The organism is Klebsiella sp. 10 (genome assembly GCF_018223925.1).
GTDB lineage: Bacteria > Pseudomonadota > Gammaproteobacteria > Enterobacterales > Enterobacteriaceae > Klebsiella > Klebsiella pneumoniae.
In genome coordinates, this window is record NZ_JAGRRB010000002.1 from 134,952 (window position 1) to 160,228 (window position 25,277).

At 52.7% G+C, this 25,277-nt stretch carries 22 protein-coding genes and 2 pseudogenes; 13 read left to right on the forward strand and 11 right to left on the reverse strand.

All coding sequences use genetic code 11. The features are described from left to right. Window positions 1-23 precede the first annotated feature (23 nt). Together KHQ26_RS03600 and KHQ26_RS03605 are read left to right on the forward strand one after the other, a co-directional pair. Complete coding sequence (locus KHQ26_RS03600; protein ID WP_020804978.1) at window positions 24-1,529, forward strand: xylulokinase; 1,506 nt, start codon at window positions 24-26, stop codon at window positions 1,527-1,529. Between the two features lie 61 nt (window positions 1,530-1,590). Beyond that, entirely contained in the window at window positions 1,591-2,364 is a 774-nt protein-coding gene (locus KHQ26_RS03605; protein ID WP_020804969.1) for a DeoR/GlpR family DNA-binding transcription regulator, read from the forward strand. Between the two features lie 136 nt (window positions 2,365-2,500). Here KHQ26_RS03605 and KHQ26_RS03610 read toward each other — a convergent pair whose 3' ends face one another. Both KHQ26_RS03610 and KHQ26_RS03615 read right to left on the reverse strand, forming a co-directional pair. Next, window positions 2,501-3,415, reverse strand: a complete 915-nt coding sequence (locus KHQ26_RS03610) for an AraC family transcriptional regulator (RefSeq protein ID WP_029496895.1) — start codon at window positions 3,413-3,415, stop codon at window positions 2,501-2,503. Window positions 3,416-3,595: 180 nt separating this feature from the next. After that, the gene (locus KHQ26_RS03615) at window positions 3,596-3,835 is read right to left on the reverse strand and encodes a hypothetical protein (protein WP_020804965.1); all 240 of its coding nucleotides are present in this window, start codon (window positions 3,833-3,835) and stop codon (window positions 3,596-3,598) included. Window positions 3,836-3,864: 29 nt separating this feature from the next. Between KHQ26_RS03615 and KHQ26_RS03620 the strand changes: the two genes are divergently transcribed. From KHQ26_RS03620 to gap, 4 genes are all read left to right on the forward strand, one after another. Continuing rightward, window positions 3,865-4,962: an alpha/beta hydrolase gene (locus tag KHQ26_RS03620; RefSeq protein ID WP_004221581.1), complete on the forward strand. Its 1,098-nt coding sequence runs from the start codon at window positions 3,865-3,867 to the stop codon at window positions 4,960-4,962. 199 nt (window positions 4,963-5,161) lie between these two features. Beyond that, on the forward strand, window positions 5,162-5,533 hold the full coding sequence (locus tag KHQ26_RS03625; protein WP_020804984.1) for a DUF2255 family protein: 372 nt from the start codon (window positions 5,162-5,164) through the stop codon (window positions 5,531-5,533). A 161-nt stretch (window positions 5,534-5,694) separates the two neighbouring features. Next, entirely contained in the window at window positions 5,695-6,675 is a 981-nt protein-coding gene (locus KHQ26_RS03630) for a GlxA family transcriptional regulator (RefSeq protein ID WP_002904870.1), read from the forward strand. A gap of 78 nt (window positions 6,676-6,753) precedes the next feature. Further along, window positions 6,754-7,764 (forward strand): type I glyceraldehyde-3-phosphate dehydrogenase, encoded by a 1,011-nt coding sequence (gap, locus tag KHQ26_RS03635; protein ID WP_020804966.1) that lies wholly within the window; start codon window positions 6,754-6,756, stop codon window positions 7,762-7,764. 421 nt (window positions 7,765-8,185) lie between these two features. Here the strand turns inward: gap and KHQ26_RS03640 are convergent, their stop codons facing one another. Continuing rightward, window positions 8,186-8,350 (reverse strand): hypothetical protein, encoded by a 165-nt coding sequence (locus KHQ26_RS03640; RefSeq protein WP_004221585.1) that lies wholly within the window; start codon window positions 8,348-8,350, stop codon window positions 8,186-8,188. A gap of 259 nt (window positions 8,351-8,609) precedes the next feature. Between KHQ26_RS03640 and KHQ26_RS03645 the strand changes: the two are divergent. The 4 genes and pseudogenes from KHQ26_RS03645 to KHQ26_RS03655 all read left to right on the forward strand — a co-directional run bounded on the left by KHQ26_RS03645 (window position 8,610) and on the right by KHQ26_RS03655 (window position 11,847). Further along, window positions 8,610-9,475 (forward strand): annotated as a pseudogene (locus tag KHQ26_RS03645) (helix-turn-helix domain-containing protein). 192 nt (window positions 9,476-9,667) lie between these two features. Then, window positions 9,668-10,219, forward strand: coding sequence for a GNAT family N-acetyltransferase (locus KHQ26_RS03650; RefSeq protein WP_071994605.1), 552 nt, complete (start codon window positions 9,668-9,670; stop codon window positions 10,217-10,219). 231 nt (window positions 10,220-10,450) lie between these two features. After that, window positions 10,451-10,564: pseudogene (locus KHQ26_RS25965) on the forward strand (DNA mismatch repair protein MutT); the annotation flags it as partial. Window positions 10,565-10,809: 245 nt separating this feature from the next. Then, on the forward strand, window positions 10,810-11,847 hold the full coding sequence (locus KHQ26_RS03655; RefSeq protein ID WP_023300975.1) for an aldo/keto reductase: 1,038 nt from the start codon (window positions 10,810-10,812) through the stop codon (window positions 11,845-11,847). 51 nt (window positions 11,848-11,898) lie between these two features. On the opposite strand, the gene KHQ26_RS03660 is transcribed toward KHQ26_RS03655, so the two are convergent. From KHQ26_RS03660 to KHQ26_RS03670, 3 genes are all read right to left on the reverse strand, one after another. Further along, window positions 11,899-12,843, reverse strand: a complete 945-nt coding sequence (locus KHQ26_RS03660) for an SMP-30/gluconolactonase/LRE family protein (RefSeq protein ID WP_009484336.1) — start codon at window positions 12,841-12,843, stop codon at window positions 11,899-11,901. Between the two features lie 65 nt (window positions 12,844-12,908). Beyond that, window positions 12,909-14,090 carry an aldo/keto reductase gene (locus tag KHQ26_RS03665; protein WP_023283720.1) on the reverse strand — a complete coding sequence of 394 codons (1,182 nt, stop codon included), beginning with the start codon at window positions 14,088-14,090 and terminating at the stop codon, window positions 12,909-12,911. 46 nt (window positions 14,091-14,136) lie between these two features. Next, complete coding sequence (locus KHQ26_RS03670) at window positions 14,137-15,123, reverse strand: aldo/keto reductase (protein WP_029496898.1); 987 nt, start codon at window positions 15,121-15,123, stop codon at window positions 14,137-14,139. Window positions 15,124-15,339: 216 nt separating this feature from the next. Between KHQ26_RS03670 and KHQ26_RS03675 the strand changes: the two genes are divergently transcribed. Further along, complete coding sequence (locus tag KHQ26_RS03675) at window positions 15,340-16,248, forward strand: LysR family transcriptional regulator (protein ID WP_002904893.1); 909 nt, start codon at window positions 15,340-15,342, stop codon at window positions 16,246-16,248. A 180-nt stretch (window positions 16,249-16,428) separates the two neighbouring features. Here KHQ26_RS03675 and KHQ26_RS03680 read toward each other — a convergent pair whose 3' ends face one another. The 4 genes from KHQ26_RS03680 to pgtC form a co-directional block, all read right to left on the reverse strand. Continuing rightward, on the reverse strand, window positions 16,429-16,947 hold the full coding sequence (locus KHQ26_RS03680) for a GrpB family protein (protein WP_004176166.1): 519 nt from the start codon (window positions 16,945-16,947) through the stop codon (window positions 16,429-16,431). A gap of 127 nt (window positions 16,948-17,074) precedes the next feature. Then, entirely contained in the window at window positions 17,075-18,325 is a 1,251-nt protein-coding gene (gene pgtA / locus KHQ26_RS03685) for a two-component system response regulator PgtA (protein WP_004176165.1), read from the reverse strand. Next, the gene (gene pgtB / locus KHQ26_RS03690; protein ID WP_029496899.1) at window positions 18,315-20,309 is read right to left on the reverse strand and encodes a two-component system sensor histidine kinase PgtB; all 1,995 of its coding nucleotides are present in this window, start codon (window positions 20,307-20,309) and stop codon (window positions 18,315-18,317) included. Before pgtB ends, pgtA begins: the two co-directional genes overlap by 11 nt. Window positions 20,310-20,320: 11 nt before the next feature. Further along, window positions 20,321-21,541, reverse strand: coding sequence for a phosphoglycerate transport regulator PgtC (gene pgtC, locus KHQ26_RS03695; RefSeq protein ID WP_049123870.1), 1,221 nt, complete (start codon window positions 21,539-21,541; stop codon window positions 20,321-20,323). Between the two features lie 417 nt (window positions 21,542-21,958). On the opposite strand from pgtC, the gene pgtP reads away from it, so the two are divergent. Continuing rightward, window positions 21,959-23,350, forward strand: coding sequence for a phosphoglycerate transporter PgtP (gene pgtP, locus KHQ26_RS03700; protein WP_004184088.1), 1,392 nt, complete (start codon window positions 21,959-21,961; stop codon window positions 23,348-23,350). Window positions 23,351-23,486: 136 nt separating this feature from the next. On the opposite strand, the gene lysM is transcribed toward pgtP, so the two are convergent. Further along, complete coding sequence (gene lysM, locus KHQ26_RS03705; RefSeq protein ID WP_002904908.1) at window positions 23,487-23,936, reverse strand: peptidoglycan-binding protein LysM; 450 nt, start codon at window positions 23,934-23,936, stop codon at window positions 23,487-23,489. Window positions 23,937-24,389: 453 nt separating this feature from the next. Between lysM and KHQ26_RS03710 the strand changes: the two genes are divergently transcribed. Continuing rightward, entirely contained in the window at window positions 24,390-25,262 is an 873-nt protein-coding gene (locus KHQ26_RS03710) for an alpha/beta fold hydrolase (RefSeq protein WP_211777847.1), read from the forward strand. Window positions 25,263-25,277: the final 15 nt, after the last annotated feature.

A 25,277-nucleotide genomic window follows, 5' to 3' on the forward strand; every position in this document is an offset into this window, starting at 1 on the left:
TTAAGACGTCACCGGAGTTAGTGATGAAAGATAAAATACTCACGATTGATGTTGGCACTGGCAGTACCCGCGCCGCAATTTTGCGCATTGACGGCGCGATGATCGGCTTTGCGCAAAGAGAGTATGAGCAAACCACGCCGCGTGCAGGTTGGTCAGAACAGGCCCCGTCTTTATGGTGGCAGGCCGCCTGCGACTGTATACGCGAGGTGCTTTACCGCTATCCTGAAACGGCAGCGCAAATTGCGGTTATTGGTGCTTGCGGACAGATGCATGGCACCGTCCTTCTGGACGACCGTGGCGAGCTGGTGGAGGATAGGGCGTTGCTGTGGAATGATAAGCGCAGCCAGCCGCAAGTTGACGCCTTTAACGCGCGCGAAGGGCGGGAAAAGTGGCTGGCGCATTTGAATAATCCGCCTGCGGCAGCATGGCCCGCTTTCAAGTTAGCCTGGTGGCGCGAAAATCATCCGGATCGCTGGTCGCAGCTCGCCAAAGTATTAATGCCGAAGGACTATATTAATTTCATGCTGACCGGTGCCATGGCGACCGATTATAGCGAAGCGTCGTGCTATTTCCTGATGGACAGCGAAACCCGTAGCTGGTCTTCGCAAGCCTGCGAAACGTTTGGTCTGCGGGTCGATCAGCTCCCGGAGCTTAAACTTTCCAGCGACATAATCGGCCAGGTGACGCAGCGCGCAGCCGACCTGACGGGCCTGCCGGCGGGTATCCCGGTGGTTGCCGGGACGTCGGATATGGCGGCCTCTCTGCTGGGCTCGGGTGTGTATGAACCGGGGATGGCGTCTGATTCAACCGGCACGTCGACGCTGATGACGGTGGTGTCGCCGCGGCCGTTACACCATCCGCTGGTTAATAATCTTCATCTTGCCAACGCGGCCTGGGGCGGATTTACGATCCTCGACGCCGGCGGCGATGCCGTTCGCTGGGCGCGGCTGGCACTTGCCGATAACCAGATTACGCATCCACAGCTTTTACAGGAAGCGGCGGCGGTGCCGGCGGGGGCAGAAGGGCTGCTGTTTCTTCCCTATCTGACGGGAGAACGTCTGGCCGAACACACGAACTCGCGGGCACAGTTTTTTGGCCTGCAGCGCAAGCATCGTCGCGGTCATTTATTCCGCGCAGTTCTGGAAGGGGTGGCCTTTGCATCCTGGCGCAATCTTCGGCAGCTGCAGAAGTGCGGGCAGTATCCGCAACAAATGATCGCTTCCGGCGGCGGCGCGCGCAGCTCGCTGTGGCTTGAAATCAAAGCCGCAGCGTACAATCTGCCGATATTATCTACGCGTAATCAGGAGAATGGCGTCACCGGATGCGGTATTATCGCCGGGGTTGGCGTAGGGTTGTACGCCGATTTTGCCAGCGGCGTGCGGCAAACGGTGCAGTTCGACAAACTGATCTCACCGGATCCCCGTCTGCGGGATTATTACCACGCCTGCTGCGAGCTTTTTGATACGCTGTACCGGCAATCCGCTGCCTTATACGACAGGCTGGATGCGCTCAGCGTAGGACCCGACTGATACGCAAAGGTAAGCCAGCGCCGCGACGCGCGTAACGAGCTGTAAAAAAGAGAGAGGCAGAATGTTTGCAGAAGAAAGACAGGAGAAGTTACTCGGTATTCTCAGGGAAAAACGCAAAGTTGCTGTTTCTGAGATGTGTGACGTCTTTAATGTATCTGGCGCTACCATTCGTGCCGATCTCCGCCAGCTGGAAGAGGAGGGGTTGCTGACCCGAACGCATGGCGGAGCCGTTCTTCGTACCCGAGCAAGCTTCGAACAAGCATCGGACGCCCGCGAAATTGTCAATCTCAGCGCGAAAGAACGGATCGGCCAGCGCGCGGCGGCGCTGGTTGAGGATGGCGATATAATCGTGCTGGATACCGGTACCACGACGCTACATATCGCGCGCAATATTCGTGACAGACAGAACGTCACGGTGGTTACCAATGATTACCAAATCGCCCGGGAGCTTGAGGCCAGCGCCTCGATTCAAACTATTCTGCTGGGTGGGATCGTCAAGAAGGGATACCACTGCGTGGTGGCAATTAACGGGCGTTCCATACTCGACACGCTGAACGTCGATAAAGCATTTATGGGCACCAATTCGCTGTCGCTGAAACACGGCGCCTGCGTGGCCGATATCATGCTGGCAGAAACGAAACGCGGCATGGTGGAACACGCCAGTCAGGTGATTATTGTCTGCGACTATAGCAAGCTGAATAACACCTCGCTTGCCCAATTTACCGCAGCAGATCGCATTGACACCGTAGTGGTGGATCGTCTGCCTGATGACGTTCAGGCGTATCGTAATGCTGGCATTCAGGTGATCTCTCTGGATGAAGAGGAGTATCTTTAGCGCGCTGCTGTGACGTTGTCACTAACCAGCGCGTCGTAAAATCCCGTCCATCAGGGCGGGGTAAAGTTTTGGGTATTAGACTCACGTGCCGGGGGGATATCGAAGACCAGGCATGGTACAGGCGGTCCAGAATTGATTAAAGCTTACCCGCTGACTTTCTCAGTTCAGTAATATCCCTCTTGGGCGATTCCCCGAACATCCGCGTATATTCCCGGCTGAAATGGGACAGGCTTTCGTAACCGACCGCATAGGCTGCTGTGGTGACATCGTAATGTTCATTCAGCATCAGTCGCCTGGCTTCATTGAGGCGCAGCCATTTCTGATACCGTAGCGGGCTCATCCCCGCAAGCTGCCTGAAATGGTGGTGGAAAGAGGGCGTGCTCATTTGCACCCGACTTGCCAGTTCCTCGACGCGTAAAGGTGATGCAATATTGGTCTTTAACCAGTCGATAGCTTTACCGATACGGTAGCCATGGCCGTCGACTGCTGCAATCTGTCTGAGATGATCGGACTGATCGCTCATCAAAAGCCGGTAGTGTATCTCTCTTTGGATCAGCGGCCCGAGAACAGGAATGGCTTCAGGTTCGTCAAGCAAAGAAAGCAGACGGCGGAAAGGCTCCAGCAAAGCATCGGTAATAGTACCTATCCCGACACTCGTTCCCGCGTCTCGTTTTTTGACCGGCGGCAGGCTTCCCTGGGCAATTAATTCCATTAGCACGCGCTGGTCAAGCTTATAGGCTACGCCGACGCAGGGCTGGGATGTCGAAGCCTGCAATATTTCCGAACTGGCCGGCAGGTCAAGAGAGGTAATCAGGAATTTTTCCGCATTATATTCATAAGGTTCACCCCCAACCCACATGATCTTCGCGCCATCGGCCACCAGAACGATACTGGGAGGGACCAGGCAGCTTACCGGGGGAGCGGGTTCGTTTCGGCGAAACAATTCGAGCCCTTCTACGGCGGTAGGGAAATCGCCGGTGCCGGGTGTGCGCTGTGCAATATCCCTCGATAGCTCACCCAGCAGTATTTCAACCGATTTGTCAGGAATCATTCTGTAATGCCCCACACTTTTGACCTCTTTTGAGGTTATCAACTTAGCAGCTATGAAAACTGAAATACACGCTTTGAGATTAGGTTCAGAGGATCAGGCAAATAATGCAGAGTATTTTAATAACACCTTATATTAAAGACATTCAAAATAATAACTCTGAAATGAGGCAGTGTCCTGAAATCAGGGTTCACCGCGAGCAAATTTAACCCGTTCAGGTTTAAGCCATTTTTTAACTGCCACGACGGCATCGCTGCGCTTGAGAAGTGGTTTGAAGAAATTGATACGCCAACACGTCTTGAACAGCTGAACATCAAGGAAGCAGATCTGCCCGCTATCGTTGAGAACGTCCAGATCAATGTCAAAGCGTTTGGTATCGCCAGTGATTACCGGCCGAAAGTTGTAACTGAAATACTCATGCATGTTGTCTGAAATAGGTCCCTCAATATCCAATGAAAGGTTTTAATATCATGACGCTAATATCTTCGACGCGCTTTTTTAATGGCGCACTCCTTGCCGGGGCGATGGCTCTGATTTCAACAGAAGTTGCGGTGGCCCAGCCTGCACCAGGCACAGCAGATTCTTCAGGCCGTCTGGTTCAGACGTGGGATAAAACTTTCCCAAGGAGCGAAAAAGTGGATCATCAAAAAGTTACTTTTAAAAACCGTTACGGCATTACGCTGGCCGCAGATGTGTATCTTCCAAAAGATCGCGGGAACAAGAAGCTTGCTGCGCTTGTTATTTCCGGGCCTTTTGGCGCGGTAAAAGAGCAGGCCTCGGGTCTCTATGCTCAGACTTTAGCAGAGCGCGGATTCGTGACGCTGGCATTTGATCCGTCTTATACCGGTGAAAGCAGTGGTGAACCCCGCAATATTGCTTCACCCGATATCAATACCGAAGACTTTATGGCTGCAGTCGATTTTATGGGACTACAACCTTATGTGGATCGTGAACGTATCGGTGTCATCGGTATCTGCGGCATGGGGGGGATTGCCCTGAACGCTGTTGCCGTGGATAAGCGCGTAAAAGCGGTCGTTGCCAGCACCATGTATGATATGAGCCGCGTAATGTCAAAAGGCTACAATGACAGCGTAACACCGGAGCAACGCGAGCAGGCGCTGGAGAAGATGAGTCTTCAACGCTGGGAAGATGCAGCAAACGGCAAACCGGCATACCAGCCAGCCTATAATAAACTGAAGGGCGGTGAAGCACAGTTCCTCGTGGACTATGCGGACTACTACATGACTAAACGCGGCTATCATCCCCGAGCCGTCAACTCTGGCAATTCATGGTCCGTGACAACGCCGATGGCCTTTATGAATTTCCCGCTCATGACCTATATTAAGGAAATTTCTCCGCGCCCGATCCTGTTCATCCATGGTGAAAAGGCGCATTCGCTTTACTTCTCCAAAACGGCTTATGAAGCGGCAAATCAGCCAAAAGAGCTGCTGATTGTAAAAAATGCTACCCATGTTGATTTATATGATCGTATGGACAAGATCCCGTTCGATAACATCACTGCATTTTTCAACAAAAATCTTAATAAATAAGCCATAGCACCGTCCGGTGTTTTCAGATGCAGTGTCTGTGGGACAAACGACAGATACTGCTCTCTTAGCATGGGGTGTTGGGTATTCTATTGTTACTGATAAAGCTGGCACTAATTCCTGATGCGATATTAATTTCCGAATATTATCGAGTTAATCCTGCGACAGAAAAAAGCAACCGCATATGAAAGAGGAGAGGTATATGTACTGGAACCCTGAAGTATTAACAAGAATAGATGCGGCCGACGACCTGAAAATCGCACCGTATCATCCCGATATGAATACGACCGGTACGCCGACATGGATATGGGAAGTGAAGGTGGACAACCGACTTTTCGTCCGAGCCTATAGTGGTATCCGTTCAAAATGGTATCAGGCTGCATTGTCCCAGCAGGCAGGTAAGATACTGGCTATCGGACAGGAATTCGACGTACTGTTCGCAAAATCCTCGGACCCTGAGCTTGAAAGTAAAATTGATCAGGCTTACCTGAAAAAGTACTCCGGCAGCAGCTATGTTTCCGCAATGACAGGGATACGCGCCAGGGCAGCCACGATTGAGATTCTACCTTCGTGATGTCCTGTCAAAGTGATGCTGCCTGTACTGTGAGGCAAAATCTACCTGTTTAACGTTCATCTCCTTGAAACTGAAGGCACGTATGAAACCACTCTTTCCGAGCCTTCAGGTTTTTACATCCTTTTGTTGACTTATTCTGTAAAAAGATTACTTTTCAGGACATGAAAAAGATACTTATTATTGTACCCGATGGCGGCATGCTGTTTGAATCCGCCGGTATTGCTGACATTCTGATGCAGGCCAACCGCCTGCACCCGGAAGGTGCCCGGGAAATCTGCTACCAGGTCAAGCTAGCGACAACTCAACCGCATCAGGTTATCCATGGTCAGTCAGGTTTAAATCTGCTGGCCGACCATCGTCTGCATGAGATTGACCCTCGCGAGCCCCTCGATACCATCATGATTACCGGCAGAGGTCAAAACCCGCAGGAAGGGATGGCGGTGGTTGACTGGTTGCGCCTTGCCGCTCCCCATGCCCGCCGCATAGTCTCCATTTGCGGCGGTGCGATGCTGCTGGCGCAAACCGGACTGCTGGACGGCAGACGGGCCACTACCCACTGGAAGCTGCTGGAAACCATGCAGGCGGAATTCCCGCAGATCCGCGTCGAGGGCGGGCCGCTCTATATTCAGGACGAACATATCTGGACCTCTGGCGGGGTCAGTTCCGGCTTTGATCTTACGCTGGCGCTGGTTGAAGAAGACTATGGCTTCAGCCTGGCGCGCGATATCGCCCAGGACTTCGTCATGTATCTGCGTCGCCCGGGAGGCCAGCTGCAGTTTAGCCGCTATAACCTTCAGCAGACCGCCACCCAGGGCCCGATTAACGATCTGCTGGCGTGGTTGCTCGAAAACCTCACCGCCGACCTCAGCGTAGATAAGCTGGCGGAAAAAGTCGCCATGAGTCCGCGAAATTTCACCCGCGTCTTTACCCGGGAAACCGGCGCTTCGCCAGCGCGGTACGTCGCGGAAGCCCGCCTGGCCGCCGCGCGGCAGCGTTTGGAGCAGACTCACGAGACGCTGGATCGTATCGCCGAGCAAACGGGATTTGGCAGCAGTATTAACCTGCGACGCTTGTTTGAGAAACAGCTTAACCTCACTCCAGGTGAATATCGTCAACGATTTCACTGTCGCAAAATGGCGTAAAGTGATCCTTTTTTGTCATTTACGCCATAACCCGTCCGTCCTACTCTGACTCCAGCGATAATCGATAAGGAGTTAATTATGGTAAAGGTCGGTATTAACGGTTTTGGCCGGATCGGACGCAATGTACTGCGCGCAGCACTGAATAATCCGGATATTCAAATTGTGGCAATCAACGATTTGACGGACAGCAAAACGCTGGCGCATCTGCTGAAATACGACTCGCTTCTCGGTAAGCTGGATGCAGAGGTCACCGCGGGTGAAGGGGGGCTTGTTGTTTATGGTAAACCCATTACCGTATTCAGTGAACGCAACCCGGCCAGTATTCCGTGGCGTCAGTGTGAAGTCGACATCGTTATTGAGGCTACAGGATTATTCACGGACCGTGAAAAGGCTGCTGTACATATCCACAGCGGTGGCGCCAAGCGCGTGATTATCTCTGCCCCGGGTAAAAACGATGATTTAACCATTGTGATGGGCGTTAATGAGAGCCTTTACTCCCCGGATAAACACTACGTGATCAGCAACGGAAGCTGCACCACCAATGGTCTTGCACCTGCTGCACAGGTCCTGCACCAGCATTTCGGTATTAAGCATGGTCTGATGAACACCACCCATGCCTACACCAACAGCCAGGCGCTGCACGATCAGCCGGAAAAAGATCTGCGCGGGGCTCGCGCCGCCGCATTGTCGATTGTGCCTTACTCCAGCGGCGCAGCGAAGGCTCTGGGTAAAGTTATTCCTGAGCTGGATGGGCGTTTAACGGGATACTCGCTACGCGTCCCTGTGCCAGTGGTGTCCATTGTTGACCTCACCGTCACGCTTGAGCGAGATGTGACGGTCGAAGAGGTGAACAATGCTTTTCGCGAAGCCGCCGCAGCGGGACCTCTGAAAGGGATCCTGGGTTATAGCGATGAACCGCTCGTCTCCAGCGATTACCAGGGAGACCCACGCTCGTCGATTATCGACGGTCTATCAACGCTGGTGATTGGCGGTAATATGGTCAAAATTCTGGCGTGGTACGACAATGAATGGGGATTCTCTAATCGTCTCGTTGATCTGGCATTGATGATGGCAAAGCGTGAAAGCTAATCCACTGTGTGTTGTATTCATCTGTAAAAGTATAAGCAGTTCAGCTGGATGAATAGTGGCTCGAGTATCATTCATAGATGAAACATAACAAATCTTTCTGACCGCGATATAAAAGCATAAATGCCCGAGAGAGCATTTATGCTTTTTCGGCGATGAACGGAATTGCGATATGTTGTAGTCAGGTGCTCCCTGGTGGTAGCTAATCACCAGATACAAGGGAAGGGGGAGGTGAGGCAGAGCCTGTCAACATGGAAGCCGGCTGCGTTGGGCTTCAGTACACCATTCAACTTCAGCTGGCGGTTCTGTTTATGGTCGCGATGGCACTCGTCATTTGAGTGCGGAAAACGAAGCTGGCATCTTTTTGATAATCACGTCTGTGGCTGATCAAGCCCGGTTGATACACACTGCAGGCGGCGCGCTATCAAATGAGCATTTCATCTGGCATCCCGTGACGCGTTCGGTCAGAAAATGCAACAGCAGTAAGATATGCCGGACAGTACAAGCAGCAGGTGTGGCTGAATGAATTTCCCTGGCTTTTACTGTAGGAGAACAGGCTGTAGTGGGCGAAGTGATTGTTAAAAGCCATGCTTGATTTATCACCTCGAACATTTTGCCTTATAGCGCAGCATTCACGTGCATGAAAGGAATGACGGTCATAGTGTTGATGTGGGAAGAGGCAGCTATCAAAGATGACGTTATTGAGTACGACATTGCATTTAACATAATATACATTATGCGCACTCATGTTGTAGTAGCTAAATTGAGATGTCCGTCTCTGACCCAAATTAGACATGTCCGCGCTACAGTCTCACCACAGCGATCACTGCTTTCAAAGGATGAGACTCATGACGGCATACGGAACGGAGTTTTTCTCAATGAGAGATGTAAACCGACTCAGGATCCTTCAGGATGTCATCGACCGCAACCTGCGTCCTGGTCTGGCAGCCGAAATGCTCGGTATCACGCCGCGCCATTGCAGCCGCCTGCTGAAACGTTATCGTCAGTCCGGGCCACTGGGCATGAATAACCAGAGTCGTGGTCGCACCGGAAATCGCCTGCTTTCCGCATCATTGACTGATCAGGCCCTGAATATCATCCGTAAACGCTATGCCGATTTTGGCCCCACACTGACGTGGGAAAAGCTCGCTGAAAATCACGGTTTACTGATGAGTTTATGACCGCTTATAACCGGCGCTTTGGCAAAGCACCCCGGCATGACTTTGATGTTCACCGGCCACTTGAAACTGATGATGATCTGACCGCATTTTTCACATGGCGGGAACCGCGCCGTGTTTCAAAATCCCTGACGGTGCAGTATGACAAAGTGCTCTATCTGATTGAAGACAATGAGTTAAGCCGAAGGGCTATTGGCAAGTACATTGAGGTATGGCATTACCCGGATGGCCGGAAAGAGCTCCGGCTAAACGGGGTTGTCCTTCCCTACTCCACCTATGATCGCCTTCAGGAAATCGACCAGGGGGCTATCGTGGACAACAAGCGCCTCGGGCGTACACTTGAATTTATCAAACTGGTACAGGACAAACGCGACAATAACCGGTCACAGGCTCTCCCTGCCGGAGATGGCCCCTCGCGCCGACGCAGGAAACCCACAGAGAAGAAATCCCAGCGATCTCTGGACGAAGACGATATGCTCAATGCGCTGAAGACATTACAATCACGTTCTGACGAGATTTTCGGTACAAGGAAATGACATGGAGATGATGGCAGACATAATCCCATCTTCATAGAGCTGCAATGCAAGAGAGTTTAAGGTCCGCTTTGAGCGAGGAGCGGACATAACGGTCAATCTCGTCACCAGTTACTCCAACGTAAAAGTGTGATTAAATCAAAAGGCTCCATGTTAATAAAGCATAGTGATAGCATGATACATTAGGGGATAAAATTGCTAGTTCAAACTAATCGATTGTACCTTCGGCCTGTAATCTCATCAGACTTAAACGATCTATTCAAAATTTATGGTGATCCCGCTACGAACACTTTTAATCCTGCGGGACCATATCCGAACATTGATAATGCAAAAATGGTTATGAATCGCTGGCTCGACCATTGGCAAACTCATAGTTTTGGAAACTGGGCAATTTCGCCTCTTACTAATCCTGAAAAAATCATCGGTTTTGGCGGGCTGGGAATTCGTAATTATGACGATATAGTTATCAATAATCTTGGGTATCGCTTATCGACAGAGGCTTGGGGGAAGGGTCTGGCCACAGAATTTGCCATATACGCGATAAAATTTGGATTTGATGTTATTAAATTAACCGAAATTTCGGCTGTTGTTCGAGAGAATCATCTGGCGTCACAGAAAGTGTTACAGAAGTCGGGGTTAAGATATGTCAAAGAGATTCATGATGTTAAAGATGCACCTCCAAGCCTTCTGTATTCAATATCAGTGGATGAGTGGTTAAGAAATTTAGAAGTGAACGCATCCGTTTAAAATCCCCTTTCAGGTCCATTAGAGGATTTAACATACTTATCTAGACAACGTCCGCCTCTGGCACGGAGTGGGCGGATTCGCTGAGCAGAAAGTCCGCTATGAGCGAGAAGCGGACGATAAGCGCAGTTGACGTGGTAAGAAAAGGTATTCTCAATGTGCACTTATAGACTGTAATCTATATTTATTGGAAAATCCGAAATGAGGGTTTAAATTTTATTTAAGAGGGATTACATGCGTACTCGCCCAGCCTCTCGATTGATAGTCCTTTCACCTGAAAATCACGTTCTGCCCTTTAGATTCTGCCATAAAGATGATGCTCTGGAAGGAAAAACATACTGGGCAACGCTTCAATATCTTCTTGCAGCGTGTAGTTCAGGTAAATAACAAACGTTAAGTTGAAAATATAGCAGGGATGTTTGATACGATCACCGATGTTACTTTGTCGGGACTGTACTTCGATTTTAATTCCATTGTCGACTACTTGTGAAAAAAACTCATAACACCATTCAATGGCGCATGCTGGTTCCCTTCATACCAGTGCAATACCCTGTCACATACATAATTGCTGGCAATAAAAGAAGGAACACCGAATGAAGTATGTGAATCTGGGTCGTAGCGGGTTGAAAGTCTCCCGTCTTTGTCTCGGTTGTATGAGTTATGGCGAACCTGAACGTTTGCCTCAACCCTGGTCCCTGGATGAAAAGGCGTCACGACCGCTCATTCGTCAGGCGCTTGAAGCCGGCATTAATTTTTTTGATACCGCGAATATCTACTCGGGCGGTAGTTCAGAAGAAATTACAGGAAAAGCGCTGAGAGAGATGGCCAGACGCGACGAGATCGTTGTAGCGACAAAGACCTTCTTTCCGTGGCGCAACTCACCCAATACCGGGTTTCTTTCCCGCAAGGCCATTTTTCAGTCTATTGACGATAGCCTGATGCGCTTAGGCATGGATTATGTGGATCTCTTTCAGATTCATCGCTTTGACTACTCCACGCCTGTTGAAGAGACCATGGAGGCTCTGCATGACGTCGTTAAAGCAGGAAAAGCGCGTTATATCGGCGCATCTTCTATGGAAGCCTGGCGCTTTGCAAAAATGCAGCATACCGCTGAGCGTAACGGTTGGACCCGATTTATCACGATGCAACCGCAATACAACCTGCTTTACCGGGAAGAAGAGCGCGAGATGCTGCCCCTGTGTGAAGACCAGGGCGTTGGGGTGATCCCCTGGAGTCCGATGGCACGCGGCAGGCTCACGCGCGACTGGAGTGTCACGTCCCGACGAACGCAAAACGATGCCTTTGCGTTAAAAATGTATGAGACCGCAGCCCTTCTGGATAAGCCCGTGATTGATGTTGTTGCCAGCATTGCCGAAAAGCACGCGGTGCCAAGAGCTCATGTTGCAATTGCCTGGCTGTTATCAAAATCCGTCATCACAGCACCGATCATTGGCGCAACGAAACCAGAACATCTTTCCACGGCTATCAGCGCGCTGGACTTTTCACTTAGCGATGCCGAAATCACGGAACTGGAAGCTCGCTATCTGCCGCACCCCGTTGACGGGATCATTCCCCCGCTTCCGGATACGCCGCCTTCCCTCACGCCACCTTCAGCGATCCAGAACTATTAACACCCTGCCCTGGCCCGGCGTTGCCGGGTCTCCCAGACCACTCATTCCCGGTCACTGATGTGAAAAGGGAAACGGTGCCGGCGCGAATGCGCCCGATCGAAAAATCATCGCTCCACCAGGTTCGGTCCCGCTGTTGGCGACAATAAACAACTCGCGATGCCCGGGGCGGATCGCCAGGCTTGTCGATTTAAGGTTACGGCCTTTGTCGCGGTCAGGCAGCACAATTTGCCCAATAGGCAGTCCGTTGCGGTTGAAGACCATGACGCGGCCCTGGCCTGAGATGGCCACATATACATTGCCTTCGCTGTCGACACGGGCCCCGTCTGGCGCCGGCCCGGTGAACTGATAGGTAACAACTGAACCAAACGGGGCGACCGTGGTGGCGTCTGACAGTCTTACGCGATGAAGCCTGTTTTTAGCGTGTTCTGTGGCCCATATCTGAGAGCCGGCGGGGTCAATCGCTATGCCGTTCCCGACCGCTAGTCCAGGCAGGATGGCATGAATTGACCCGACATTGGGACTAACGTAGAACACCCCACCCTGTGGATCGGCTGAATTTCCCCGGCTGTCAGTGAAATAAAATCCGCCCTGATTATCAAAGACCAGATCGTTGACAAGAAATCCAGTATCAGGGGCAACAATCATCTGCTCACGGGTGCCGTTGGGTTCGATAGCCCGAACAGAACCTCGCTGCATATCGCCCACCGAGGCGATAAAGATCCGTCCATCTTTGTGTACCGCCAGGCCGGAAGCACCGAATGAATTCTCCTTAAGGACAATGGAAAGCTGCCGCTCCGGGGTTAGCTTAAACACGCGCCCCGTCGCCACATCAACAAACAGCAGGTTATTGTTCCGATCGAACACGATCCCTTCGAGCACGAGCGACGCCTGTGAAACGTTGAAGTACGGCTGGGCCTCCACGGTCTGGAGAGGACGCTCCCAGGGCGGTATGGGGACGGCACTGCATGTAAGCGCGTTATGATTTAGTCCATTCATGTGGTTTATCCCCGGCAATAATACAGAGGGAGACTTCACCTGCAGTCTCCCTGTGACAGCAGGTATTAACTTTTATCAAACTGACTTTCGGTAAACGGATCGGCGCGACCGCCCTGCAATGGGATTTTGGCAAGCGCCGCATCGATTTCGCGTAGCTCGCTGTCCGTCAACCGGACTTGCGGTGCGCCGCTGTTTTCTATCAGGTGCGGATATTGCGTCGTACCCGGGATAGGGACAATCCAGGGCCGCTGGGCCATTACCCAGGCCAGCGCGAACTGAACCGGAGTGGTGTTTTTGCGACGGGCCCACGACTGCGCGAATTCAAGCAGCACCATGTTTTTGGCCAGGGCATCGGGCTGGAAGCGTGGCAGGTTATGCCGCCGATCGGTGCTGTCGAACCGCTGGCTTGGATTGACTGCTCCGGCGAGGAAGCTGCGGGCAGTCGGGCAGTAAGGTACGAAACCGATACCCAGCTCTTCGAGCGTTGGAAATATCCGCGTCTCCGGTTCCCGCCACCACATGGCATACTCACTCTGCACCGCAGTCACAGGGAGTACCGCATGTGCGCGGCGAATTGTCCTGGCACTCGCTTCCGACAGTCCCCAGTGTTTCACTTTACCCTCCTGGATCAATGCCTTCACGGTTTCCGCCACATCCTCGATCGGCACATTCGGGTCGGGGCGATGCTGATAGAGAAGATCGATGTGGTCCGTTTTCAAACGCTTTAGCGAGCCTTCTACGGCGCGGCGGATATGGTCAGGATGGCTGTTAAGGGAAGTGGGCTTCCCCTCCTCCACGCCGAAGCCGAACTTGGTGGCAATCACCACACGATCGCGAACGGGAGCGAGTGCTTCCCCGACAAATTCTTCACTGAGATGGGGGCCGTAGACCTCGGCAGTATCAAAGAACGTGATACCTTGTTCGAAGGCTGCCCGGATAAGCGAAACCATGGCTTTACGATCGCGCGGACCTCCGCCGTAATAACCCACCATCGGCAGGCACCCGAGTCCCATGCTGGACACCTCCAGCGAGCCGAGTTTACGCGTGGTTAAGGTTTCCTTCCGGACGGGAGCAGCATCCGAAGGGGCGTTCGGCGTGTCCTGACCAGCCGGTTTCGCCATCACGGCGCCGCTCCTGCCAAGGGTGGTTGCGGCCAACGCCAGACCGGCTCCGGCGATCAGAAAATTGCGCCGGTCCCGGGAAGCGGGTACGGCAGCAGAAGGCTGGTCATGGATCATCTTGCTCATAAACTGGAACTCCCTTTAACGCAGAAAGGATTCATTAATTTGGTCATTACCAGGCATAAGCCTGGGGCGCTTCTCCCCCGGGGCCGGGCCAGATTTCGTCGAGACAGCTCATGGTGTCGTCTGATAGCGTGATTGTCGTTGCGTGAAGCGCTTGCTGGAGTTGTTCGACCGTACGAGGCCCAATCAGTGGAGCGGTAACGACAGGATTCTGCAGGAGCCAGGCCAGCGCCACATCGGAAGGGGATTCGCCGAGGTCATCACATAATCCTTCATAGGCTTCCAGCTGCGGACGATAATCTTCAATTTGGCGGGCAAACGCGGGCCTGGCACGGCGCCCGCTTGCCATCTTTTTCAGTACGCCGCCAAGCAGCCCTCCGGCAAGCGGGCTCCAGGGGATCAGTCCCAGGCCAAAATGGCGGCATGCGGGAATGACCTCCAGCTCAATGGTGCGGGCTGTCAGATTATAAAGACTTTGCTCGGCGACCAGGCCCAGGAAATGACGGGCCGTGGCGACTGACTGCGCAGTCGCAATGTCCCAGCCCGCGAAATTGCTGCTACCGATATAAAGAACCTTTCCCTGCTGAACAAGCAGTTCCATGGCCTGCCAGATCTCTTCCCACGGCGTATGACGATCGATGTGATGCATCTGATAGACGTCAATATGGTCGGTCTTAAGCCGTCGCAAACTGTCCTCGCAGGCTTTGCGAATATGGTAAGCAGAAAGCCGGCGATCGTTCGGGCCCGGTCCCATAGGCTGATAGACTTTTGTCGCCAGAACGATGCGTTCACGGCGGCCACCCTGCTGAAGCCAGCGACCAATAATTTCCTCGGACAGCCCCGAGCCTTGCTGGATATCGGGAGATTGTTCAGTGCCATACACGTCTGCTGTATCAATGAAATTGATACCCGCCTCAAGCGCCTCATCCAGAATGCGGGCGCTGGTCTTCTCGTCGGTGACGTCACCAAAATTCATGGTTCCGAGACAAAGGCGGCTGACTTTCAGGCCGGTGCGGCCAAGATGCGTATAGTTCATAAACGGCTCCGTTAGATGAGTGTTCCGCCCTGGCCTACCAGCCAGAGCGCATGATTTTCAAGAATAACGAAGCACAACGTGTACAGTGAGTGGACGTGCATGAATGGACTTGTGAAAAAAATTCAGCAATGGATTAGACCTAATCGGTCTAAGGTGTATATCATTTCTTCATCAACGCATTCGGGTTTTAACGCCGCATAAGGAAAACTATTCTGTATGCAAATAAGCAGAGCTGATGTTGCCGATCTTATTTATTTCATGGCGATTGCACGTCATCGCAGCTTCAGCCGTGCGGCAATTGAACTAGGCGTCAGTGCATCAGCGCTGAGTCATGCCCTGAAGGGGCTGGAAACCCGGCTCGGAGTTCGCCTGCTTAATCGCACGACCAAGAGCGTCACCCCTACGGCAGCCGGCGAGGAACTGGTTCAGTCTGTTCTTCAGCCTTTCGACACCATAGAAGGCGCGCTTGAATCGCTTAACCGGTATCGCAATACCCCTACCGGACGTATCCGCATCAATGCAGCCGTTGAAGCGGCAAATCTTTTGCTTGCGCCGGTCATGCCCGCTTTTATGGATCGCTATCCCGATATTGAAATCGATATTGTGGCCAGCAACCGTATGGTTGACGTGACTGATGCGGGCTTCGATGCCGGCATCCGCTATGGTGGCACCGTCCCGGAGGACATGGTTGCCCGGCGTTTATCTGCCGATATTCGCTGGGTTATCGCGGCCTCCCCTGATTACCTGGAACGCTACGGAACGCCTGAACATCCGGATGATTTATTACACCATCGCTGCATCAGCAATCGTCTCGGTGACGATCGGGTTTATCGCTGGGAACTTGCGCGAGACGGCGAAACATACCAAATGACAGTGCCAGGCTCAGTGACGGTCAATCATGCCGAAACGGGTCTGGTGGCCGTATTGGGCGGGGCTGGCCTGATGTATTTTCCGGAGCCTCTTGTTGCACCCTATGTCAAGGATGGACGGCTCCGTCTGGTGCTTACGGAATGGTCCCCACTGGAGGAAGGTTTTCATATCTATTATTCAAGCCGCCGGCAATTGCCGACCGGGCTTCGCCTTCTGATTGAGTTCATACAGGAGGCCAGGCCGCTGGGGTTGTGAAATAGTGCCTCCATACTGAACGATGCGTTATCGGCTTTATCGCCCCGTCGCTTATTCAGAATGCTCAGTTGCAGGAAGCCGCAGGTAGTCTGCAAGGCGTGCTGTTTGCTAATAATGGTTAAACAAGAGGTAACGCTGTGAAAAATTACAAAAAAACATGGTTTGTAGTTTATTTGAAGGCTAGCCCAGGTGACCCGCATCAATAAGCGCCATACGAAGATGTTTCTGAATGAAATCCGCTTTATAAATGCTGTATCGGTGGCTGTCATTTTCACATAATAACATCGCGCTTTTTTTCATTAAAGCGTACTGAATGGCTACGTCATTGTGTTTAATAAGGTAATCACGGAATGCCAGGTGTTTTATGATTTGAGCATCCCCGGTGGTAAACGCATGGATATGATGACTACGCTGACTTCCACCTTTTGTAAAGTACCTACGATTTAAAATGCCGTTTTCACCACGCACAGTATATCCTACACCCTCCATTGCCTGATTCAAACTGTCCAGTTCTTCAAGATTAGCAACTTCGATTAATATATCTATTACTGGCTTAGCTGATAATCCAGGCACCGAGGTGCTACCAATATGATGAATCCGGGATATCACTTTACCAAGCGTCATCTGCAACAGAGTACGTTCGTTCTCAAATAAAGTCGGCCACATTTCATCATAATCAACTACAGTCAATATTCGCATGTTCAACAGTCACACCTTTTAAGGAAATTTAAGCAGTCACAATAACATAAATCGCCTCTGCTGACTTGAAGGCATTTATAATCTGTATCTGTCCTCATAATTTTCAACCATCGTCTGACAAGATGCCCTAAACCCCTTTGTAGTGCTCTTTATTCAGACCATACTTCTTCATTCTGAGATAAAGTTTTTTACGCGGTATCAGCAGATACTCCGCCACCTCATTAATACGTCCCTGGTGGATATTCAGCGCTTCGGTGATGATCTGCCGTTCGACGTCCTCAACCCGCTGATCCAGCGGCGTCGGCTCGCCAATGTGCATCAGCGGATTAACCGTTTCTGCGAGTGGTAATACCCCTACTGCAAACAGCTCGGCGGCGTTCGCCAGTTCGCGAACGTTATTTGGCCACACCCGGCGCATCATCCCCTTCAACAGACCAGCATCCACCTCCGGGACGGGATGATTCAGCCGTTGACAGGTTTTTTGCAAATAGTGATGAAACAGCGGCTCGATATCATCAGGTCGCTTTGACAGAGGCTGGCAGCCAATTTGCGTCATCGCGAAGCAGTAATAGAGTTCCGCCACTATCTGGCTGCTGGCGGCCAACTCCACCAGCGAAGCGCTACCAATACCAATCAGGCGAAAAGGCCGCTTCTCATGACTCTGCAGCTGTACCAACTGATGCTGTTGCTCGTGAGTCAGATGCTCGGGGTGACTTAAGACCAGCGTTCCGCCCTGGGCCTGGGCGATCAGTTCATTAAGCGTATGGGCGTTAGCCGGAGTCAGCTCGCAGGCGATAAACGGACCTTCAGCGTGCCGTCCTAACTGGTGCAGGTAACGCGCGCCGGTCATGCGGCCGGTTCCCGGCTCGCCGTAAAGCCATACCGCAATATCCGTTTCTGCCAGCTGCTGAAGGCGCTGGCGATACCGAACCGTCCATTGGCTGCGGCCAATAAGCTCAACCTGTAATTTTTGCTGACAATACTGGCGACGGGCGATAACCGATTGCCTCTGACGCAGCGCGGCGTCCACCAGCGTGAGCAGCTTGCCCGGATCGATCGGCTTTTGCAGGAAATCCCAGGCCCCTTTTTTCACCGCCTCCACCGCCATCGGCACATCGCCGTGACCGGTGATAAGCAGAATCGGCAGCAGATCGTCATCCTGATGAAACACTGTCATTAAATCGATACCGGAGCAGCCGGGCATACAGACATCGCTTAAAACAATGCCTGGCCAGTCCTTCGGCACCTGCTCCCGTGCATCAAACGGATTATTACAGGCACTGACATGATACCCCGCTTGCTCAAGCAGCTGCGTATAGGCATCCAGCACATCGGCATCATCGTCAATCAGCAGAATCGAACAGTTATTACTCAACATCTTTTACATCCGTCAAATTGAATTCCAGCACCACGCAGGCACTGCGTGTAAACGTCGACGCCAGGCGCAACGCCCCTTCCATTTGCGTCATCAGCGAAACACATATCGAAAGCCCTATTCCGAGCCCCACGGTTTTACTGGTAGTGAACGGCTTTAACAGCGAAGGGAGTAAGGCCGCAGGCCAGCCAGGGCCGTTATCGGCAATCAACACGCACAGCCTTCCGCCCTGGATTTGCCAGCTCACGGTGATTTGCGCGGCGTGCGGGCAGGCGTCGAGGGCATTGGACAGCACGTTCACCAGCACCTGATGGACGCGCACTTCGTCCCCCTGGATCCAGACAGTGTCATCCGGTATCACCAGCGTCCCCTGCTGAGGCTTATGACGCATTGCCAGCAGTTCCCACGCCACGGTAAACGTCTGACGCAAATCGACCGGATGCAGCGGCGTTTCCAGTTCTGCGCGGCGGGTAAACTGGCGCAGGGAGCGGATAATCGCGTCAATGCGGTTGATCAGCCCTTCTGCTTTGCTTAACGTCGTCCGCGCCTGCTCCGCCTGTCCCTGTTCGATCGCCCTTCCCGCCGTAAAAAGATACATCGACAGCGCGTTCAGCGGCTGATTAATCTCATGCGCCAGGGTGGTCATCGTCTGTCCCACCACCGCCAGTTTAGCGGTCTGGATCAGCTCGTCCTGCGTGGCGCGCAGATCGGCCTCAATCGCTTTTCGCTCGCCAATCTCCTGTTCCAGCTGCTGTTTTTGCGCATTAAGCTGACCCAGGGTATGACGAAGCAAACCGGCAATACGTCCCAGCTCATCGCGCCCGTAAACCGGAATGGTCGCCTCGGTCCGGCCCAGACCAATCTGCACCACCGCCTGATTCAGCGCGGTAAAGCGTTTCACCAGCCGCGAGCGAATAAAATAATGGTTTAGCCCCCATGCCAGCAGCAGCGCCAGCAAGGTCGCCACCAGGATTAACCCGCCGCTGACCCGGACAATCTGCGCCATACGCTGATTAAACATCTGCATCTGCTGGTGACTGCTGCCAAGCTGGGCTTCCAGCAGCGTTCTGAAGCGCCCCAGCGTCGCTTCTCTGGACCGACTGGCTTCCACGAGCGCTTTTTGCGCGCTAACATAGTCGCGCATGGTATCCGGCATATTATTTTTCACCATGCCAATTTCCAGCAGCTCATCTATCGTTTGTCGCAGGGTAATGGTGCTCGGCCAGTCATCCAGCGCACGGATATTTTCATCCGCCGTTTTTTTCAGGTTTTCAAGATAGCGGATATGCGTCTCCACCAGCATGCCGTCATCATTCCCGGATTTCAGTTCATTGAGCCTGTCGCGCAGGTCGTCAACGATCTGATTTTCAATACGAGCCAGGGTATAGACCTGCTGCTGTTCATTCTGCACTTCCCGGGCGCGTTTCAGATACTGCCTCGCATCCCCCTGTCGGGCTTCAATCTGATCGAGCAGCGTTCCATGTTGCCAGGTAAAATCCTGCACCAGCGAATTCAGCTCGGTGGTGAAATCATCGTGCAGCCAGTCGATCCGCGCCGCAAGCTCTCCCACCTTTTCACGAACCAGAAACATGTTGTAGAGCACGCGATCCAGTTCCGCCAGCAGCGCGCGGCTGTCCTGCAATATCACCCCCAACTGCTGGCGTTCTGCCGGCGACAACCCCTGACTTAGCCGTTCTATTTTGTCCAGATGCTGGATAATCTGGTTGCGCAGCTGCAGTCGTACCGTGGTATTTGGCGCCAGCAGAAATTCATTGAGCTGATCGACCACCAGGTTGAGATTCCCTTCAATCAGAAAAGCCGCATGGATGCGCGGAAAATACTCATCCAGCGAATAGCGGATCTGCGAACTTTGTTCATGCCAGGAATAGAGGCTTACGCTGCTGACAATCAGCGTAAGCAGCGCCCCCGTCAGAAATGCCCCGCGCAGACTGCTACTGATACTGATTTGCCGCAGGCGTTGCAGCATGGACCTGTCCGTCATTTCAGTTCTTCCAGTTTAGTAATCGCCTGCCGCTGGTTGTTGAGAAACCAGAGCTGCCACTCCATCATCTGCTGTTCCGCAAAACTTTTGTTGTCGAACTGAGCCAGCCAGGCTTCATCCTCGCTGCTGGCCGGATCCACCGGGACACGGGTGAGCAGCGCCCGTATCTCGGGCAGCGGACGCTTAAGACGGACCTCCGCGCTATGCAGCGCTCGCCAGGCGTCTTTGAGCTGGGCAAGACGAAAGCTAATCGCCGTATCAAACATCCGCTGAACCAAACGCTGACGTTTGAGGATCAATCGATAGTTTAATGGCGGTTGATTCATCAGTATCGCCTGCTGCGCCGCCCGTGGATTGCCTGGCGCCAGCGGTGTTACCGGATACTTCCCGGTATTAGCGTCGGCGAGGATCGTCTGGCCCTCCGGACTTAACAGATAGCGAATAAACCGCCGCGCTTCGCTGGCGTGCTGGCTGTTTTTAAGCACTGCGACATAGGTCGGCGAAACCGCCGACTGGGGGAAATAGGTAAAAGCCAGGTGCGGATCGTTCAGCAGCAGATTGGCGTAATTATCAATCACCGGACCAGCCACGCCCAGGCCGCTTTTAATCTTATCTGCCACCCCAAAGCTACGGGATGAAATGGTCACGAGGTTTCCCGCCGTCGTCAACAGCGTTTCCCATCCTTTAATCCAGCCTTTTTGTTGCAGCAGCGACTCCACCATCAGATGGTTGGTATCCGAACGCGACGGACTGCTCATCAGCAGCGCCCCCTGATAACGGGGATCGGTCAGGTCATCCCAGTCCGCTGGCGCAGGCAGATGCCGGGTCATCAGCGCTGAGCGATTCATCAGCAAACCGAACCCGGAGATCGCCACGGCCACGGAGGTGGAGCGAATGGATTCCGGCACCAGATGTTGGCTGACTGCCGGCGCACCGCTGAACGGCGCCAGTTTTTGATGCTCCTGAAGATGCTGCAGCAGCATCGGCGACGAAGTCAGGATCAGATCGACATTTTCGGCATTTGCCGTATCAAGCAACTGTTCCAGCGAGGCGCTGGTGCGGTTGAGCGTCCTTATCATCACCGACCCCGGCTCTTTCTGCCAGCGATCGATAATCCACACGGTGGCGCTGGGAGAAAATGTCGTCGCCATCACCAGCTCATTGCCTTGCGCCGCACAGGGTCTCAGCCATGCGGTCAGCAGCAGCAGCAGCAGCAGCAGCGCGAGCATTTTGCTCACTATCCTGACCCCACGAAGAAATATGTTTGTGATCCCGTTCATAAATATTGAAATACCGTAAAAACCGCGTTGAGACAAAACTTACCCGTTTATGACATCTGGTGAATTAATCGCCGCGAGCGGAAAAATAGTCAAACGGGCGTCCGGGAATATCGGGAAAGATTACCAGATAATGATTAGGCAATTTGTTAGTGTCCGCACAAGCCGGACATAAAATCAGCGCAAAATTAATTGCGCAAAATCTCACTCATGCCACATGGGTCAAAAACAACCCGTCCCTGCTTTATTTTGAGTCAATTTTGACTCATTTCGACGATTTGAATTTTTTAGCCGCTTATTTCACCCTTCGGGATAATTACTCCTGATGTTCATATCAATATAAATACAGGTGACGACATGTTATCATTATTAAAAAAAGGCCCGTCGGCGAATAAAGTTCCTGCTGAGAAAATTCAGGCAACCTATGGTCGATACCGTATGCAGGCGCTGCTAAGCGTATTTCTGGGATACCTGGCGTACTATATCGTGCGCAATAACTTCACCTTATCCACGCCCTATCTGAAAGAACAGTTAGACCTCAGCGCCACGCAGATCGGTTTGCTCAGCAGCTGTATGCTCATCGCCTACGGGATCAGTAAAGGCGTAATGAGCAGCCTCGCGGATAAAGCCAGCCCGAAAGTCTTTATGGCCTGTGGCCTGGTGCTGTGCGCCATCGTCAACGTCGGATTAGGATTCAGTACCGCATTCTGGGTCTTCGCTGCGCTGGTTGTCCTGAACGGCCTGTTTCAGGGTATGGGGGTCGGCCCCTCTTTTATTACTATTGCGAACTGGTTCCCGCGCCGTGAGCGTGGCCGCGTAGGGGCGTTCTGGAACATTTCCCATAACGTCGGCGGCGGAATTGTCGCCCCGATCGTCGGCGCCGCATTCGCCATTCTCGGCACCGAGCACTGGCAGAGCGCCAGCTACATTGTACCGGCCTGCGTGGCGGTGGTATTCGCCATTAGCGTACTGGTGCTGGGTAAGGGTTCGCCGCGCGAGGAAGGTCTGCCTTCGCTGGCAGAGATGATGCCGGAAGAGAAAGTGGTGCTGAAGACCAAACACGGCCAGAAAGCGCCGGAGAACATGAGCGCATTTCAGATCTTCTGTACCTACGTACTGCGTAACAAAAACGCCTGGTATGTCTCCTTTGTGGATGTGTTTGTCTATATGGTGCGTTTCGGCATGATCAGCTGGCTGCCAATTTACCTGCTGACGGTGAAACATTTTTCCAAAGAACAAATGAGCGTCGCATTCCTGTTTTTTGAGTGGGCGGCAATTCCGTCTACTCTGCTGGCCGGCTGGCTCTCCGACAAGCTGTTTAAAGGGCGCCGGATGCCGTTAGCCATAATCTGTATGACGCTAATCTTCATCTGTCTGATCGGCTACTGGAAAAGCGAATCGCTACTGATGGTCACAGTATTCGCGGCGATTGTGGGCTGCCTTATTTATGTCCCGCAGTTTCTGGCCTCGGTCCAGACCATGGAAATCGTCCCCAGCTTTGCCGTCGGTTCAGCTGTGGGTCTGCGCGGATTTATGAGCTATATCTTTGGCGCATCGTTAGGCACCAGCCTGTTCGGCGTAATGGTCGATAAAATGGGCTGGCACGGCGGGTTCTATCTGCTGATGGGCGGGATCGTCTGCTGCATACTCTTCTGCTACCTCTCTCATCGCGGCGCGCTGGAACTTGAGCAACAGCGTAAAATCACCGAGCAGGAAGAGGCCCGACTGGCACTGGCTGACGCACAGTAAGCGCCTGAACCCGGGGGAACAAAGAGCCAGCTTGCTGGCTCTTTTGTCGTTGATAGAGGAATAGATGTCCGCGGCGGCTTCCGACAGCGGTATAAAGCAAGTTTTCCTGCCATCACTGATGTTGCTGCTGAGTGGCCTACTTCGCCGGGATAATCAGCACCTGACCCGGATAGATTTTGTCGGGATGGGTCAGCATCGGTTTATTGGCTTCAAAAATGCGTTGATACTCATTGGCCGAGCCATACATCGCTTTTGAGATTGCGCTCAGAGTGTCACCGGATTTGACCGTGTAAAAACGACTTTCCGCCCCGCTTTGCGTCACCTTAACGCCGTCACTGACCTGGCCTACGCCAGTGACATTCCCGACCGCAACCAGAATTTTTTCCTTATCCTCCTGCGAAGCGACATCACCAGTGACCGTTGCGGTGCCATCTTCCGCAACATCAATATTGACCTTTTCGGCGCCAGGCAGATTAAGTCCATCGATATGTTTTTTCAGCTTTTCAGCCCGATCTTCTTTACTGTCGCCGGAGACGGCATCCCATATTTTCTCGCCCGCTTCTTTCACAAAATTTAATAATCCCATCTTTCCATACCTCCACGACGGTTACATGATCACATCATCATCGGACCCGTTGATCCAATGTCAGGGGGCTGGTTTTGCTACCCGCCCTCGCGTCAACAGCCTGAAGCAGCACAAGCCACCATCAAAGTATAATCAATAAGCGACTAAGTGCAGGATATTTGCCCCGCTACGGCAGGAAAGTCTGTATTCCGGCAAGGTGACACGAAACTAAAGCGGACATTATCCCCCCTAACACAAGGCACCTGGCGCAGAGGCTGATTGATTGTGAAAGGATATGAGACCTTAAATGGCAGGCTGGGAGTTGGCACCCCGCCTGAGGGCTCCTGATTCTGGTCGCCAATGCTTTCAAGACGTTTTTCTTACTGAGATCGTCTCAAAAACATTCGCTGATTTCTGCCGCAGCAGCTACAGTAAATCCAGGTTAAACTGGTATGACCACACAAGGCGAGACTCATGGAATCTGTCATCATCCCCGTAAGCCAGGGCGGCTTTGTCGTCGCCACGCTCTGGCAAAGACACAAAGCCAAAGCATTGGTGATCGTTCACCCGGCGACGGCCGTTGTACAGGGATTTTATAAAGGATTCGCTGAATACCTTTATAAAAGGGGGTTTAGTGTCATTACTTATGATTACCGGGGCACTGGTCTTTCGAAGTCCGGGAAAGTCCGTCACAACAAAAACACCATGTCCGACTGGATCGAGCAGGACGTCGGATGCATCACCGCGTGGGCGAAAGCCCGAGCCCCTGGCCTTACCCTGCTGGCGATTGGGCACAGTATTGGCGGGCATGCCGTGCTGTTATCTTCCGCCTCCACCGACCTGCGAGCCGCCGTCATGGTTGCCTCACACGCAGGCGTGACAAGCACTATCAGCCAAACGAAGGAAAAGCTGCGAGTATGGTGCTTACTGCGCGTTTTGGGGCCGGCACTTTGCCGGCTCTTTGGGTATATGCCAGCCAGACGTCTCGGGCTGGGTGAAGATTTACCGGCTCCGGCGATGCTTCAGTGGGGACGCTGGAGCGCGATGCCTGAATATTTCTATGACGACCCGGAGTGGGATGCGTGTCAGCGGGCAGGAAAGATAACCTTACCTATTCTGGTGTTGGGTTTTGATGACGACCCTTGGGCTAATACAGAAGCCATCTCACGCCTGCTTGCTCCAGCGCAAAACGCAAAAATAGAACGCCGTGAAATACGGCGGGCGGATTACGGACTTTCATCCATTGGTCATATGGGCTTCTTTCGTACCCGGAATGCGGAGAAATTATGGCCCCTCGTCGCACAATGGCTGGAGAGACATTGCCCGGATAAGAGGCGGACGACCTGAGCAATATTTCAGGAG

Coding starts and splice junctions, on each gene's coding strand:
- KHQ26_RS03710 (WP_211777847.1), top strand. CDS start 24,390: ATGGAATCTGTCATCATCCCCGTAAGCCAGGGCGGCTTTGTCGTCGCC.
- KHQ26_RS03670 (WP_029496898.1), bottom strand. CDS start 15,123: ATGAACTATACGCATCTTGGCCGCACCGGCCTGAAAGTCAGCCGCCTT.
- lysM (WP_002904908.1), bottom strand. CDS start 23,936: ATGGGATTATTAAATTTTGTGAAAGAAGCGGGCGAGAAAATATGGGAT.
- KHQ26_RS03675 (WP_002904893.1), top strand. CDS start 15,340: ATGCAAATAAGCAGAGCTGATGTTGCCGATCTTATTTATTTCATGGCG.
- KHQ26_RS03615 (WP_020804965.1), bottom strand. CDS start 3,835: ATGCATGAGTATTTCAGTTACAACTTTCGGCCGGTAATCACTGGCGAT.
- pgtB (WP_029496899.1), bottom strand. CDS start 20,309: ATGCTGCAACGCCTGCGGCAAATCAGTATCAGTAGCAGTCTGCGCGGG.
- KHQ26_RS03605 (WP_020804969.1), top strand. CDS start 1,591: ATGTTTGCAGAAGAAAGACAGGAGAAGTTACTCGGTATTCTCAGGGAA.
- KHQ26_RS03655 (WP_023300975.1), top strand. CDS start 10,810: ATGAAGTATGTGAATCTGGGTCGTAGCGGGTTGAAAGTCTCCCGTCTT.
- KHQ26_RS03625 (WP_020804984.1), top strand. CDS start 5,162: ATGTACTGGAACCCTGAAGTATTAACAAGAATAGATGCGGCCGACGAC.
- KHQ26_RS03610 (WP_029496895.1), bottom strand. CDS start 3,415: ATGATTCCTGACAAATCGGTTGAAATACTGCTGGGTGAGCTATCGAGG.
- gap (WP_020804966.1), top strand. CDS start 6,754: ATGGTAAAGGTCGGTATTAACGGTTTTGGCCGGATCGGACGCAATGTA.
- KHQ26_RS03600 (WP_020804978.1), top strand. CDS start 24: ATGAAAGATAAAATACTCACGATTGATGTTGGCACTGGCAGTACCCGC.
- KHQ26_RS03660 (WP_009484336.1), bottom strand. CDS start 12,843: ATGAATGGACTAAATCATAACGCGCTTACATGCAGTGCCGTCCCCATA.
- KHQ26_RS03640 (WP_004221585.1), bottom strand. CDS start 8,350: ATGGCTTTTAACAATCACTTCGCCCACTACAGCCTGTTCTCCTACAGT.
- KHQ26_RS03665 (WP_023283720.1), bottom strand. CDS start 14,090: ATGAGCAAGATGATCCATGACCAGCCTTCTGCTGCCGTACCCGCTTCC.
- KHQ26_RS03620 (WP_004221581.1), top strand. CDS start 3,865: ATGAAAGGTTTTAATATCATGACGCTAATATCTTCGACGCGCTTTTTT.
- KHQ26_RS03630 (WP_002904870.1), top strand. CDS start 5,695: ATGAAAAAGATACTTATTATTGTACCCGATGGCGGCATGCTGTTTGAA.
- KHQ26_RS03680 (WP_004176166.1), bottom strand. CDS start 16,947: ATGCGAATATTGACTGTAGTTGATTATGATGAAATGTGGCCGACTTTA.
- pgtA (WP_004176165.1), bottom strand. CDS start 18,325: ATGTTGAGTAATAACTGTTCGATTCTGCTGATTGACGATGATGCCGAT.
- pgtP (WP_004184088.1), top strand. CDS start 21,959: ATGTTATCATTATTAAAAAAAGGCCCGTCGGCGAATAAAGTTCCTGCT.